Raw genomic sequence first — 16,805 nt, forward strand, 5'->3', positions numbered from 1 at the left:
TTAATAGATTTAAAAGTAACTCTATATAAATTTGTATTAAGAATGCAAATCTTTTTCATGGAGAACTTGAATCATTATTTTCTAGAAAAATTTAATGAAAAACCATGCCAATTTTAACACGATTTGATTAAATAATCCCAAAATATAATTTCCATCATTATTCTTAAACGCTTCATTAAAAATTTTCTCGGAGGAATTCGCACATTCATATTGATTGAACTTTTCTTGGAATCTGCGCCTATCTGATTTAAATTCCTCATCGATTTTGTCAATATTGATTATTGTATCCTCTAGCTCTTCATAAGTGTATACGATAGGACCAGGGTTATATTCTTCCAAATCAAAATAGATACCGCGAATACTATTAACATATTCGTCCATATCATAAGTGAATAGAATTATCGGCCTGTCCAAAATAGCATAATCAAACATTGCAGAAGAGTAATCTGTTATGAGAATATCTGATACCAAATATAATTCTTCCATTGATCCATATTTTGAGAAATCATAAACGAAATCATTATCCTCAAGTTCAGTTAAACCTTTTCCTGCAAAATGGTGCATCCTCAACAATAAGATATATTCATCAGATAAATTTTCCTTAAATGATTTTAAATCAATCATAAAGTCAAAATCATTTCTTAAACGCCATGTTGGCGCATATAAGATTACTTTTTTATCCAATGGCAGATTCATTTTTTGCTTTAATTCATTGATATCCTTTTCATTATCTTTTGAGTATAGAATGTCATTTCTAGGATAGCCGACTTTTAGAATGTTTCCTTTATATTCAAAGCATCTTTTGGTAAGGCCTGAAACGTAATCGCTTTGAACCAATAGATAATCCCAACGTGCACATCTTTCAACAAATTCCTCTTGTTCTTTTTTAGTTACAAATTCTGTTGGAATATCCAATCCAAATGATTTTAAAGGAGTTCCATGCATGGTTTGTATATAAACCTGACCGTCTCTTTTAATGAAGTCATTTTCAAAATTGGCATTGTCCATGAAATATTTAGAAGTGGCCAGATAGAAGTAATATTCTAAAGAGTACTTTCTAACGCGAATTCCATCGCCGGTAATGTGTTTATGCTCATCATCAAATGACCAGACACATTCATAATCCGGATAATTTTCATTAATATACTCATAGAAATATCTAGGGTTACAATTAAATTGTTTTGACCACAATGATTCAAACATTATGCGTTTCGGATGAATTGGTAAATTTCTAAACTTTTTATATTTGGTGTTGACCAGTTCTTTTCGTTTAAGCTTTGTATTTAAATTCTTTGGCCATTTTCTATTGGACTTAATTCTTAATACGCTTTTACCGCTTCTATATAATTTATAATCATACAATTCTTCTGAGTATGTATGTGAGAATAAACCTGACAGGAATGCCTGTGTTCTGACAATTTCCCCATCAAAATCATATTTGATATATAAATCATAGACTCCATGGCTAAGGTTATCCAGAATCTTTTTATCTGAAAAGTCAAAATTGAATTCGACCTTATTGTCACTTACTATAGTTCCATCAGCCAATAGAATATCTTCAAAATTGATTTCATCCAACACATATAGCGCTGCAGATTTTAGATTGCTTAAATCTTTGGTGTGGACATCAACATCAATGTTAATAATTTCATTATGGCCATCTATTTTTGAAATCACAGACAGATTATTGAATTTTTGAATATCAAAGTGATAATCCCTTAAAGCGTTGATGGTCAATTGCCCGGCTTTGGAAGTTAAATATAATTGTTTTTTTTCCTTATATACAATCGGCTCATCATCTTCATATCTAATCTGACCCAACGATGGTGAAAAATTATCCAAAGATATTGAATAGATTTGCTTTTCATCATCATAACTTAAAGGTATTCTCCTTGCATCGTTAATCAGGTCCTCATCATAACATAAAAACAAATCCCCATTATACATCGGACTGTGAATGCATAATTGACCGTCGTCTATGATGACATTTTCATAACAGTACTTTATAGGCTTAACATTCAAGATTAGTTCATCATATTCGTCATAGTCGATGAATATGTAATTATCCTCATAAATTCTGGCTTTTAAATAACTTGTTGTCCTGACATTCTTTTTAAGATGGCATAGGAAATAGTTATAATCGATGCTATCCTGTTTAAAGTTTACCAAAATCCTATTTTCTCCAATGAAATTAGGATTGTCGATAATTTCATCATAAGGAACCTGAACTTCAAAACCTGCTGAATCATATGAGAAATTATCCCCATACTTTATATTAAACTTAGACAAATCGCCGGTTTTTACATTCGTGAATTCCAATGGTATTTTATCGTGAGATTCGCTGTTATATAAATAGAATGAATATTCCCTGTCATCAAAGTCATCATCCTTTAATCCTGGCATGACGAAAAAGCCTCTAACACTTAGTTTGTTCTTCTTTAATGCCACCTTCTGAATAAATTTAACCTCATAACCATTTTTAATATACTTATCAATACAGAAAGGAGATGTCTTAAATATTTTTTCATCCACATCAATCATCAAATGATTATTCTGCGAATAAACTTTGGTGAATTTTAAATCCTTCCTTTCAAAATTAATCAGGTCAACTAATTTATCAAACTCATCATTCAGCAGATATTCATATTTCAATCTGTCAATTTCATTTAGATAATCCAGCTTATTAAAATCAATGTCATTTTCTTTGATGTAATTAATTAATAAATTTCTGTAATCCCTTGATTCCTCTTCGGATAATTTATTTAAACTATCAACGTACATCTTTAAATCTATTTCTAACCATTTGGTGAGTTTAGTTTCAAATAAATACTTTTCAGAAACATTTTTTTTAAAGAAATCATCAACCATCCTCATAACGGTCAATCTATCGGATAAATTTTTAGATTGATCTGTTGTCTGGGTGATAGATTTAGATTTTCCTTCTCGGATTCTCCATAAATAGCAAGTTTCATAGACTATGGAAACCTTATTTGCCAAATAATGCATCGGCATGGTCACCGGAATATCCTCATAAAGAATACCTTCCGGAAACTTGAAATTATGCTTATCCCAAAAACTGCGTTTAATCATTTTATTCCATGCAGTTGTATCATAAAATAGTTCCGGTGATTCAGTCATGTGAGTTACTTCTTTGAATCCTGAAAATGCAGTTTTATGGATTTTAATACGTTTGAATTTTTTAGAGTTGAATCTTGTTACATTACCTATTGTCATATCGACATTATTCTTTACAGCTGATTTGTACATCCTTTCATAAGCTTTTGGAGTGACCAAATCATCTGAATCCAAGAAAATTATATAATCCCCTTCAGCAAATTCGCACCCGTAATTTCTGGCATGCCCCAATCCCTGGTTTTCTTCATAGATGTACTCAAAATTTTCATATTTATTTGAATATTCCTTTGCAATTGAAGCGCTGTCATCTGTTGATCCATCATCAATTAATAAAACCTGAAGGTTTCTCTCATATCCATCAGTCAACTCCAGATTATTAATTGTTTGCATTGCAACAGAATCTAAACACTCATGCAAGAATTCCTGTACATTATAAACAGGTATTATAACACTAACTCTAGTTTTCATTTAATAACTCACTAATTTATTATAATATATTTTTTTCAATAATACTATTTATAATTAATATACTATGAAAAATCAGTCTCGTAAATAATTAAAATGATTAAAAAATATAATAATTTAAATCAAGAGGAATTATTAACTTTAAATATAATTACTTCAAGTGTGCCTAAGATTTGATTTTTTTAACTATTTTTTTAAAAAAATTTTTTGTTTTATCTGAAAATTTAATATTTATATTGGATTTAGACTTAAGGCGTTTATTTTTCTTAGTTAGAGATTTATTTTTTTTCTTTAATGTTTTAACTTCAGTATTCAGTTCATTAATTTTTTCAACAGGAGTATAAGGTTGAAATTTAATTCTTACCTTATTTTTAGAATTCTTGATTCTAATATCATAACTTTTGTTAAGTTGCTTAAAAGACTTTGAAACAGAAATCTTATTGTAGTCTCCTATTAAATCCAATTCCCAATTCTTCAAAGGAGCTTTAAGAAAATCCTCATAATTTATTTCAATGCAAAAATGATCTTTGTTATATGTAATTGGATATTCAAAAGTATTAAAGTTAAAATAATCCTTTAATAAGATTTTTTCAAATTTGACACCGGAGTGTCCGGTAAATTGAAATTTATCCCCAGAAAATTTTATGTCTTCAATAAGAAAATCAATTTTCTTTCTTCTTTTTTTATTTAATCTTAAAAATCCTCTTTTGTCACGGGAAACATCAATAAAATAATCTTCAAAAATTAAAGTTTTATGCAAATCCGTTTCCATTAAAGATTGTTGTTTAGAATTATTCCCATATTGTGTCATAATTAAGTTTTCGCCAATATTTAGGAAATCAATCGGGAAAACTAATTGATTTTTCTTAAAAAACTCTTTAAATATAACAATATCACTTACTTTTGGGTTTTTAATTATGAATTTAAGTTTATTATTTTTAATCTTTTGTAAAAATGGAATATTATTCTGAAAATTAATTTTTATATCTTCATTATCTGAAGTAATTTTTAATGCATAAGATTTCAATTTTCCATTTTCTGCATCTTCTTCAAAATCAAACATTTCAATGTATTTTTCATCAATATTAAGAGGTATATCGGGATTTTTTTCTAAATCCTTGGAGATTAACTCTGATAAATCATCCCAATCCTTATTTTTTAACATTTTATAAAATACTTTATAATAATTATTTAAATCATTGAAAAATTCCTCTGGAACTAGATTAACTAATTTATTTGCACCTTCAAAAATATAAATATGCTCATCCTTAGAATAACTTTTTATTCTGCTCATATAAAATGGAATATCCAATGTTAACCATTTTAAATATTTTTTACTTAAAATTTCCTTACTTTCTATATTGTCATTTAATAAATTTTTTACCATTACGGCCATTTTATATAATTCTTCTCCACGATTGATATCATGAGATTGGGAAATGGAAGTATTTGGAGCACCCATTCTCCAACAATAAACTCCATCCTTTAAAACTGACACTGATTTTGCTTTAATATATACTTCAGTGGAAAAAATATTATCTTCAAAAATTACCCTTCCATCATAAAAATTAAGATTATTTTCATCTAAAAATTCTTTTTTATATAATTTATTCCAAACCGGCATATCCCAAATTAAATTAGAATAATCATTTAATGTAACATTATATAAGTTTTCTTCCAAACTATTGAAAACATAATCGCTAATAACATGAGCCCAAGGTTTATTTTCATTATATCGGAAGAAATTTGCAGTTACAACATCATTATCATACATTGATGCAATTTGATACATTTTTTCCAATGCATCATGGATTAAATAATCATCTGAATCCATAAAATAGATATAGTCTCCTTTAGCATAATTTAACCCATAATTTCTAGTAACTGATAAACCTTCATTCTCTTTATGGAATGAATAAAAATTTTCATAATCTAACGCATATTTTTCAATAATATATCTAGAATTATCAGTAGACCCATCATCAATCATTAAAACCTCAATATATTCTAAAAATGTTTGATTGACAATACTATCTAATGCATCTTCAAGATAAGTTTCAACATTATAAACTGGTACAATAACAGAAATTTTCGGGTTACTCATAATATCAACATATTTATACTGATTTAATTATCCAATAAGCTATTTTTGAATAAATATCTTTTAATTTATTAATAATCTCATTAGTTTTTTGATCCTTAGTCATTACATTAAAAATTTGTTCTGATGAATTTTCACTTTCATATTGGTTAAATCTTTCTTTAAATTCCCTTCTAAATGGTTTATATTTCTCATCGATTTGATTAATATTAATTATTGTATTTTCCAAATCTTTAGAGGTATATACGATTGGACCAGGTTTAATCTCTTCAAGATCTAAATAAATTCCACGAATATTTTTAGTATAATCTTCTAAATCATATGCAAACAAGATTATCGGCCTATCCAAAATCGCATAATCAAACATTGCAGAAGAGTAATCGGATATTAATATATCTGAAATTAAATATAACTCTTCCATAGAATTATATTCTGAAAAATCATAAACAAACTCATCGTTTTCAAATTGATCAGAGCCGCTGCCTGCAAAATGGTGTGTTCTTAAAATTAACACATAATCATCAGATAAATTTTTTTTAAATGAACCTAAATCAATTGCTAAATCAAATTTATCTCTTAAACGCCATGTAGGAGCATATAGAATGACTTTTTTATTTAATGGAAGGCCTAATCTCTCTTTTAATTCATTAATTGATTTTTCATTATTTCTTGAATATAATATGTCCGTTCTTGGATAACCCGCTTTTAATAAATTGCCCTCATATAAGAAACATCTTTTACTTAAATCAGCTGCATAATCACTTTGCACCAAAAGATAATCCCAACGCGCACATCTATCTATGAAATTTTTTCTACCTTCATTTGTTGTAAATTCAGTAGGAATATCTAATCCGAAAGTCTTTAAAGGAGTTCCATGCATTGTTTGAATATAAACTTGTTCATCTCTTTTTATATATTCATCTTCAAAATTAACATTATCCATTAGATATTTAGAAGTTGCTAAATAATAATAATATTTCAAAGAGAATTTCCTTACTCGTTTCGCATTTCCTTCAATTCGTATATGCTCGTCATCAAGTGACCATATACATTCGTAATCAGGATAATTTTCATTAATATACTCATAGAAATATCTTGGATTACAATTATAATCTTTTCCCCACAATGATTCAAACATTACCCGTTTTTTATTAATTGGTAAACGACGGAACAATTTATATTTATTTAATGAATCAAGACGTTTTTTAGCTGTATCTTCATGTTTTGCCCATTCTTTACTAGATTTAATCCTTAAATTACCTTTAGCGGCGCGGTAAATTTTATATTTAAATAATCCTTTAGCATGATGATAATTATACGGATTGAATAAATATAATGGTGTTGAAAAAATTGAGTTTTCCAACTCATAAACTACTTTAAAATCATGATATCCTCCATAAATATTTTTCAAAAGCGATTCATTATTAAGATTAAACTTAAAAGTTATTTTCTTATTATTTTCTGATAATATTCCTTTTGAGAAAAATGCATCTTTATAATTTTTATTGTCCTGAATAAAAAGATTTGCAGATTTCAATTTAGATATATCATTTACAGAATATAACTTAACATCAATACTGATATTCCCTGCATTCTCTGAAATATTTGAAACTAATGAGATATCATCACGCCTGCAAATATCAAAATGGTAATCCCGTAACATATTGATAATAATTTGTCCTTTATCAGAATGAAGATATAACTGTTTTTTTCTTTTAGATAGAATAGGGTTACCATTTCCATATCTAATTTGACCCATATCTTTAGAAATTTTAGTAACATCAATTAAATAACAGTGCTTTGCATCATCATATTCCAATGGAATTTTATACTCATCATTTATCGGATTTTTTTCATAAAATAAAAACATATCCCCGTTATAATTCGGACTATAGATAGATAACTGATTATTTTCAATTTCAACTTTTTCATAACAATAATCTACTGGGGCAATCCTTAAAATTAGTTCTTTATTTACATCATAATCAAGAGCAAAATAATGATTCTTATATATTCTAGATTTCAATTTCTTATTTTCCAAATTAACATATTTTGGAGTTACAAAATATTTATAAAGCACATCCTTTTGTCTAAAAATAACCTCGACCCTATTCTCTCCCATGAAATCCTCGTTATTTATAAGTCTAGAAAAAGGGATGGTGAGAGTATAACCTGAAGATTCATAGGAAATATCATTTCCATATATATGCTTATAATTGGCCACATCCGGCGCTTTAGAATTTTTGAATTTAAGCGGAACTCTTTTATGAGTTTCACTATTAACCAAAAAGAAGGAATACTTTCTATCTTCAAAATTTTCATCTTTTAATCCTGGAATGACTGTAAAACCTTCAATTAAAATTTTATTTTTTTTCAATGCAACGTTAGTAGCCCTATTCCAAAAGTTATCAATTTTTCTAATATATTTATCTATACAGAAAGAAGAACACCCAAATATTTCTTCATCCACATCAATCATCAAATGTGAATTCTCATAATATCCTTTTGTTGATTTTAAATCAAACCACTCAAAATTAACCAAATTAACTAATTGATCAATTTTATTATCCAATAAATATTCATATTTTAGTTGATCAATTTCATTTAAATAACTTAAATCCTCTAAATCGATATTTTTTGTGATATAATCCTTAATCAAGTCACTGCACTCTATTATCTCCTCTTCGGATAAAGTTTTATAGTTCTGAATAAAAATCATTAAATCGACGCTAAGCCATTTGATAATTTTTTCATGTATCAAATTTGCTTGAGTAACATTTTCTTTGAAAAAATCATCGACAATACCCATTATATTGAGTCTATCTTTTAAATTTTGAATTTTGCTAATCTTTTGGGTAATGGACAGATTAGTTCCATCTCTTACTCTCCATAAATAGCAAGTTTCATTAATAATTGAAATTTTATTAGCATAATAATGTAAGAAGAATGTGATAGGTATATCCTCATAGAGAACGCCTTCTAGAAATTTAAAATCATATTTTTCCCAGAAACTCCTTTTAATTAATTTATTCCAAACAGTTGTATCGTAAATGAGCTCCGGACTTTCAGTAATATGAGTAAGTTCATATTCCCCCGAAAAAGCCACACTATGAATATATGACCTCCAATAATTCTTTGAATTGAAACGTAAAACAGCACCAATAACCATATCCGTACCATTTTCTATTGCAGATTTATACATCCTTTCATAAGCGTGGGGTCTGACAATATCATCAGAATCAGCAAAAATTATGTAATCTCCTTCAGCAAATTGATACCCAAAATTTCTAGCATATCCCGGGCCGTGAGATTCCTCATAATAATGGTACTCAATATTTTCAAATTCATTAACATATGTTTTAGCTATTTCGCTACTATTATCTGTAGACCCATCATCAATTAAAATTATCTGAAGATTCCTTTCATAACCCTCTGTTAATTCTAAATTTATTATGGTTTGTGCTAAAATAGAATCTAAAGATTCTTTTAAGAAATTTTGCACATTATAAATAGGTATAATTACACTTACTCTTGTTTTCATAATATTCCACATTTAACTTATAATACTATATTAATATTAATATTTAATAATATTTATATTATCGGTAAATGCTTAAAATTAAGAAAATACATAGTTATTTGAATTTATTTAAAATTTTAATGTTTTTGCATTAAATTCCAAGATATTTATTCATTTCTTTAAAATAAAGTATCTTTTCAAAACACTATTCAATACATAAAACCTTATAGACCAAATCCAACAACTTATTTAAAGCCTTAGTAAAGATATTTCTAGATAATAAGTAGGTTATTGCAAATGCTCCAATAAAGATAAATGCTATTGTTATTTTTATATGATTCTTTAAGTATGGTTCAGCCAGTGCCTTAGCGATTTTAATAGCATACGGGTGAAGCAGATAAACAGTAAGTGAGTTCAGACCCATTTGGGTTAAGATGATTTCACGATTGGTCATGAATCTTGTCAAGACAACGACATTCACCGCAGACACAAATATGACCATTGCCCTGCAGATCATTTCCATAAGATACTCATCACCGTACATATGCTTCATGGATATTATGTCATGATTAAAATTCAATGCCAAAACCACTGATATGATAAGGGTTATAACTGCAATGGTTATTGCAAAAGAATCATCTTCAACTATCGGGAATTTATCAATGAACCTTTCCCGGTAATCCTTATATTTAAATCCGAGAATGAAAATCGGCAGGTAACAGAAGGTACGTGAAATTCCCAATATGTTTGAGTCTATAAAACCTATTAGCAATGATCCGATGACTGCAAGTATAATCGGGTATTTAAGCCTGTCAATAATCGGCACCGCCATCTTCATGAAGAACAAGCTCATCAAGAACCATAGCATATAGCCTGGATGTATGAATAAAATCGAATTAGGATGCTCCCCTAAACAGTATACATTGAATATTTCCCAGATTACACAAAAGACTATATATGGTATAAATAATCTTTTAAACGCTTTAATTGGTTCATCAGGACCAACTTTTGAAAAATAGCCCGCTACAAAGAAGAATACTGGCAGATGGAAAAGAAAAACAAAATTTCTGACAAAACCAATGAAATCATTGCCCCTAAATAATGTCAGATGGCCCAAAACCATCAGAAATATTGCGAGACCCTTAAGATTATCAAACTTATTAATTCTGCCAGATTTAACCGCATTCACCAAAATCACCAAAATTATGATTTACTATGTCATTCATGTAATATATATTTTATATTTGTTGAATATTAAAAAAAAGAAAAATACTCAAACTAAAATGTTTGAGTACCTGATTGAGGACTTAAACTTACACTTTTTGTAGTTATAAGATTGCTGTTTGAATCATATATCTTAATAGTTGCATAATCCGGATAATAATGATATGCATCTGCACTGGCTATTTCAAGATAACCATCTGAATGAACAGTAGCGGGAACCATATTACCGTGGTTCAATGCATTGCCGTCTCTGGAATAGAAAATTTGGACAATAACATCCTCACCAGCATGTTCAGTACCTACATTAATACGTGCATATGTTTTATCCTCTTCTGCACTGCCCGTTGAGAAACTTCCTCCCAAAATGGAAATTGAAGAAGTATCCGGTTCGCTTGGTACAGCTTGAGCAGTATCAGAGCTATCAGCCTCTACAGCATCATCATCCTGATTGACCTGTTGCGGTTGTGAATCATTACTTTGATTTGATCCGAATCCATAAATATAAACAAAAGCCCCTGCAAGTACAACCGCAATAATCGCCAAGGTAATTATGATGTATTTGGTTGTATCGTCACTACTTGAGTTATTGCTCATTGAATTAATCATTTTTTCATGATTGACAGCCTTTTTACTTAAAGGTGATCCGCATTTCTTACAGAATTTTGCTGAATCACTGTTTTCACTATCACAATTCGGACAACGCATTAACTATTCACCTCAAAAACAATTTTTCTTTAATCATAATTTGTATACAATATTTTATAAAATTATCTATTTGGCCCAACTGATGTTGATAACATGACTACAAAATTTAAAAAAATAGAATTGCACCAGGATTATCGCAAATGCGATTGATTAAAATGAAATTAAAAAATGTAATGGCAATTTAATTTAAGATAAAATAAATAATTCATAGGTCATTGAAAATGTGAAAAATAGATTAAATTTTAAATTTAATCATAGAATTTGCCTAAGAAATCTTTCATCCTTTGGTTTTCAGATGAAAATACTTCTTCCGGAGTGCCTTCCTCTACAATAACGCCTTCATCCATAAAGATGATTTTATCGGCCACATTACGTGCAAAGGCCATTTCGTGGGTAACAATTACCATTGTCATATGTTCAGCTGCAAGGTCACGTATGACAGTTAGAATCTCACCAGTCAATTCAGGGTCAAGCGCGGATGTCGGTTCATCAAAGAACAGTATGTCCGGATTCATCGCAAGCGCACGTGCAATTGACACACGTTGCTGCTGACCACCAGACAGTTCACATGGATAAGCGTTTTCCTTTTCTTCCAAGCCCATTTTCTTAAGCAGATCCCTTGCATGTTCAAAGACTTCCTCTTTTTTTCTCTTTTGAACACGTAAAGGTGCATTGGTAATGTTTTTCATCACGGAGTGATGTGGGAACAGATTGAAGTTTTGGAATACCAAACCAAATGTTCCATCGAAATTAATTTCTCCACTATCTTCGGTTTCCAAATCTGTTATGCATCTAAGCAATGTTGATTTACCGGAACCTGACGGCCCAATAATAGCTAAAACTTCACCTTTTTCAACACTTAGAGAAATGTCCTTCAAGACCACATTATCGCCAAAACTTTTCTTAAGATTTTTAACTTCAAGCAAACTCATATTGTCACCTATTCATAATAATCTAATCTGTTTTCTAAGCGTTCCATTACAAATGCAACTAGTATGTTGAAGACATAATAGAAAACACCAGCTACAAGCAATGCTGCAATTGAAGCATCAGCTGCTGCAATCTGTTTGGCTACAGTAAACATTTCCGGAATTGCAATAACGAAAGATAGGGAAGTATCTTTTACAAGTGTAATTACTTCATTAGTTACAGAAGGAAGAATTATCTTAAATACTTGAGGCAGAATGATTATAAAGAATGTTTCCAGTCTGGAATAACCGAGTACCTGTGCCGCTTCATATTGGCCGCTGTTGATAGATTCAATCCCTCCCCTATAAATTTCAGCAAAATAGGCTGCATAATTCATAGTGAATGCAATGATAACAGCAATAAACCTATAATCAGCAGATAAACTTATACCAAACACATAGTATGGAGCAAAGAATACTACGATTAACTGCAACATCAACGGAGTACCCCTCATAATTGAGATATAAATCTTCATAAGCCATCTTAATGGCGCAATACTACTCATCCTTCCTCCAGCAATAGCTAAACCTAGAGGAAGAGAGAATAATAAAGTAAGTAAGAATATCTCAACAGAGGTAACCATACCTCCAAGCAATTGTGATATCACATTACTCAATATCATTAATCAATTCTCCCATCATTAACTAAAATTGTTTATTTTTGGATTAAAGAACCTGGTACACCACTGTCGGAATAGTTCATTGCGATTTTAGCAACGGTTCCGTCTTCGAACATTTCATCTAATGTTTCTTGTACTTGGTCTCTTAATTCAGTGTTTCCTTGTTTGAATCCTACACCGTATTGTTCTGAGGAAATAATGTCCGGCAATACAACGAAGGTACCGTTTTCTTTATTTGCTAATTGGTGTAAAGCTACACCTACATCGATAGCTACTGCGTCACATGCACCGGATTCTAAATCCATGAATGCAGTGTTATAGTCAGCAACTTCGGTTAATTCTGCAAAAGTGTCTGCTAAGGTTTTGTTGTCCCCTTGAAGAGCTGCTAATGCGGATGAGTCTTTTTGTGTTTCTACGATTTTACCTTCAAGACCATCTAAGTTAGCAATTCCTGAGTCACCTCTTACAACAACTACTTGTTTGTTGTCAATATATGGTTCGGACCAGGTGTAGTCGTTTTCCCTACCGTTGATAGTGAAACCGTTCCAAATACAGTCAATAGAACCAGAGTCAAGTTCAGCGTCTTTTGCATCCCAATCGATTGGTTGTGCTTTAAATGTCCAATTGTTTCTTTCACAAACTTCTTTTGCTAAATCTAAGTCGAAACCAACATAGTTTCCACTGTCGTCTTTATATCCGTAAGGTGGGAATTCAGCGTCAAATCCTACGATGAAAGTGTCTTCATCATTTGTAGCATTATCTCCAGCGTCATCTCCGCCTAAAAAGTCAAATAAACCAGCGCTTGCAGTACCCATAACTAAGAAAGCTACTAATACTAAAGCAAATATAATACCTATCTTTTTATTCATTTTAAAACACCAAAATAGTTATAACTATACCGTAGATTTAATCTACTAATAATTGTTATATTTTTCAATATATTAAAATATTTTCTTTTGTTCAGAAATTTTTATAATCAATTACTGTTTTTTGAAAAAGTTTTAATTTTAAAAAAAAATCTATATTCTCTTATTATGTTTAAAAAGATTTTTTAAAGACCTTTTAGGTTTTGAATTTAGCTCTTTGATTTTTTTGTCATATTTCTTATTCTGCTTTTTGAGTTTGGAAACCTCTTTATTTAAGTCAAACACTTCAATAGACAATTCAAATTCCTTGGCAGTTTCTGATTCAATTGCCCTATCGAAAATTTCTCGGCTTCTTTTACTGGCAATCTCAAGAGTTCCATCATCTTCATAAAATTCCTTTTTGGCTAGAAAATCCTCTTTGATTTTTGAGAAAAAATCAGCTTTATACTCTTCTGGCACCTGCGAAAATCTTAAAAAGATGTCCCTGCATTGTCTGTGGAACAGTTTGCCTTTCTGTTCCTCGTATTTGCCATATTTTTTAATTATTTGCAGGATAATATTATAAACAACTATCACGTCGCTGAATTTTTCAAAATTAGAAGATATTATTGAGTCATTTCTAATACGCCTACAATATAAGTATTCATCAAATACGCAAGCTCTTTTTGTATTGAAGAACAATTCAAAGAAAAATGGATTGTCCTCAAAAATCAGGTCCTCCTGAAACCTCAAATCAGAAATTAATTCACGTTTGAATAATTTGCCCGGAGCGGTTACAGGTATTCTAAATAAGATATCCTTAACATCTTCATATGAAAAAACCTTATCCCCCACAGTTTTCTTTAAAAGCTCCAAATCAAAATATGAATATCTTGACTTTTCCCTGGTAATGTCATCAAAATCAATCAATTTAAATATCACTAAATCCAAAGACTTGGATTCGGCAATGTTAATGAGTTTTTCAAACACATTGTCCTCAAAATAATCATCGGAATCAATGAAAAGTATATATTCCCCTTTGGCATTTTCGATTCCAACATTACGTGATGCGGACAATCCCCTATTTTCCTGATTAATGATCTTGATACAATCGTTTTTTGATTTGAAATCATTCAATATGTCCAATGAGTTATCAGTTGATCCGTCATTTATACAAATTATTTCAATATCGTCAAAAGGTTGATTCAAAATACTATTCAGACATTCGGACAAATACTTTTCAGTGTTGAAAATAGGGACAATAACCGAAATTTTTGTCAAAAGCACACCTCATCTTCTAAAAATATTTTTTACATTATCAATTAATTTAACTGCCCTTCTAGATTTAAATTCATCAACTGTTTTGAGCAATTTTTCATTTTTATTCTTTAATTTATTATTCTCATTGATTAATTCCTCATTTTTAGCTAAAATCTCTTCCATTTGCTTTTTAGAATTTAGTATATCTACTGAAACATATATTTTGTTTCGTTTATTTTTAAAGGATATCTCATAATTATGATAAATAAATTTAAATTTCTTTTTTATACTAATTGAGTTTAGGGATTGCGGGCAGTTCAACTCCCACTTTTTAACAACAACATTCTTCAATTCATCAAATGGAATAATGAAAACAAAATCATTAGAATTATTACTGTAGATTACAGGACACTTCAGATGTTTATATGTTACAAAATTAGTCAGAATCATGCCTTTTACTTCGCCAATGGATTCGCATCTGAGTATGAAGTTTCCTTCATCAAAGACCACATCTTTAACCAATACATTATTCTCGGTTTTTCTGTTAACATCCAAATATAAAATATTGTTTATGCCTATTCCCAGATCTATGTCAAAATTAGCGTATTTAATTGATTTTCTCTGATAGTTTTTCAAAAGAGATGATTTAGCAAATGACGGCGATTTATAATCTAATCTTATTTTAAGATGATTCAAACCTTTAATTAGGTCAAGGGAAAGAATAATAGTATTGTTATTAAATAATTTAATAGGAAATTGCTTATTTCCGTAAACTAAATATGCCTCCATTTCACAAGGGCATTTATTTGAAATGAAATCAATGTTATAATCAAATTCCAAATATAAGTTCTCGTTATCATTGAAAACATCAATCACACGAGCGATGAATTCTTGTTTTTCACCATTGCAGTTGATATCAATGAGTTTCAAATACTCTTCATCGAGCAGCAGAGGCATTTCAGGATTCTGCTTGATTGAATCTTCTAAATGTGCAAAATATAATAATGATTTTAGGTCATTATTTTCAACCATCTTATAGAGAATTTTTAGATAAACATTCAAATCTTCTCTTAAATGGTTTGGAATGATTTTTAATATATAATTTGTCCCCATGATTAAATCAATATAGTATTTGCCAGGATAATTTCCGATTTTTTCAAGGGATGACCTTAAATCATGCTTTAACCATTTATCATAGATGATATCTGAATAAGTTTCATCCAATGCATACTTTTTCATTAACAGGTCATAAATTCTTAGGATTTCCAATCTGCTTATGAAATTTTTCACATCATCCGGCTTTTGAGTTATTGATGACTTATTTAATCTTGATCTCCAGAAATAAAAAATATTTCTTGAAAATGCAATAGAATCGGCGAGAACATATGACTGGAACGAGAATAAAACATCCTCATAATAAATGTTTTTATTAATGAACCTTAAATTATGTTTATCCAAAAACGATTTCTTATATAGCTTATTGCAGGTAATCGTATCCCATAGAATCTCCGGATATTCCTTAAAATTAAACGAATCGATATTGGCATTAAAATCCTTGTAAGCATGTTTGAACAATACATTCTCCCAAATATTATACTCACCGAATTTTAATAGATTTCCTATGATGAAATCTGCATCTGGGTTGAAATTATATAACGTTTCATAGGCCTTCGGCGGCAAGTAATCATCTGCATCCATAAAATGGACATATTCGCCTTTAGCAAAATCAAGACCATAATTTCTTGCAATTCCTGGACCTTCATTATTTTTATGGTATGCATGGAAATTATCAAAATTTTTCGCATATTCATCAATAATATACCTAGAATCATCTGTTGAGCCGTCATCAACCATTATCACTTCTATATCGCTGATCATGGTTTGATTCAAAAGTGAATTTAGTGTATCTTCCAAGTAATCTTCAACATTATAAACTGGAATTATAACAGAAATTCTAACCAT

Annotated in this window: 10 protein-coding genes; all 10 read right to left on the bottom strand. The window is 29.7% G+C overall.

Translation table 11 applies throughout. The annotated features are described in order from the left end of the window. Positions 1-81: 81 nt before the first annotated feature. Entirely contained in the window at positions 82-3,603 is a 3,522-nt protein-coding gene (locus tag IKS50_RS08670) for a bifunctional glycosyltransferase family 2 protein/CDP-glycerol:glycerophosphate glycerophosphotransferase (protein ID WP_292848485.1), read from the bottom strand. 163 nt (positions 3,604-3,766) lie between these two features. Further along, positions 3,767-5,704 (bottom strand): glycosyltransferase family 2 protein, encoded by a 1,938-nt coding sequence (locus IKS50_RS08675; RefSeq protein WP_292848488.1) that lies wholly within the window; start codon positions 5,702-5,704, stop codon positions 3,767-3,769. Between the two features lie 13 nt (positions 5,705-5,717). After that, entirely contained in the window at positions 5,718-9,242 is a 3,525-nt protein-coding gene (locus IKS50_RS08680; protein ID WP_292848525.1) for a bifunctional glycosyltransferase family 2 protein/CDP-glycerol:glycerophosphate glycerophosphotransferase, read from the bottom strand. A 184-nt stretch (positions 9,243-9,426) separates the two neighbouring features. Next, the gene (locus IKS50_RS08685) at positions 9,427-10,410 is read right to left on the bottom strand and encodes an acyltransferase family protein (RefSeq protein ID WP_292848528.1); all 984 of its coding nucleotides are present in this window, start codon (positions 10,408-10,410) and stop codon (positions 9,427-9,429) included. A gap of 89 nt (positions 10,411-10,499) precedes the next feature. Then, the gene (locus IKS50_RS08690; RefSeq protein WP_292848531.1) at positions 10,500-11,150 is read right to left on the bottom strand and encodes a zinc ribbon domain-containing protein; all 651 of its coding nucleotides are present in this window, start codon (positions 11,148-11,150) and stop codon (positions 10,500-10,502) included. Positions 11,151-11,398: 248 nt separating this feature from the next. Further along, positions 11,399-12,082 (bottom strand): amino acid ABC transporter ATP-binding protein, encoded by a 684-nt coding sequence (locus IKS50_RS08695; protein WP_292848534.1) that lies wholly within the window; start codon positions 12,080-12,082, stop codon positions 11,399-11,401. A gap of 8 nt (positions 12,083-12,090) precedes the next feature. Beyond that, positions 12,091-12,741 (bottom strand): amino acid ABC transporter permease, encoded by a 651-nt coding sequence (locus IKS50_RS08700; RefSeq protein WP_292848537.1) that lies wholly within the window; start codon positions 12,739-12,741, stop codon positions 12,091-12,093. 32 nt (positions 12,742-12,773) lie between these two features. Beyond that, a complete protein-coding gene (locus IKS50_RS08705; protein ID WP_292848541.1) occupies positions 12,774-13,607 on the bottom strand; it encodes an amino acid ABC transporter substrate-binding protein in 834 nt (277 codons plus the stop codon). Between the two features lie 150 nt (positions 13,608-13,757). Further along, positions 13,758-14,864 carry a glycosyltransferase family 2 protein gene (locus tag IKS50_RS08710; protein ID WP_292848544.1) on the bottom strand — a complete coding sequence of 369 codons (1,107 nt, stop codon included), beginning with the start codon at positions 14,862-14,864 and terminating at the stop codon, positions 13,758-13,760. A 9-nt stretch (positions 14,865-14,873) separates the two neighbouring features. Then, positions 14,874-16,805 (bottom strand): glycosyltransferase, encoded by a 1,932-nt coding sequence (locus IKS50_RS08715; protein ID WP_292848547.1) that lies wholly within the window; start codon positions 16,803-16,805, stop codon positions 14,874-14,876.

Source organism: Methanobrevibacter sp., assembly GCF_017539065.1.
In the GTDB taxonomy this organism is placed as follows: domain Archaea; phylum Methanobacteriota; class Methanobacteria; order Methanobacteriales; family Methanobacteriaceae; genus Methanocatella.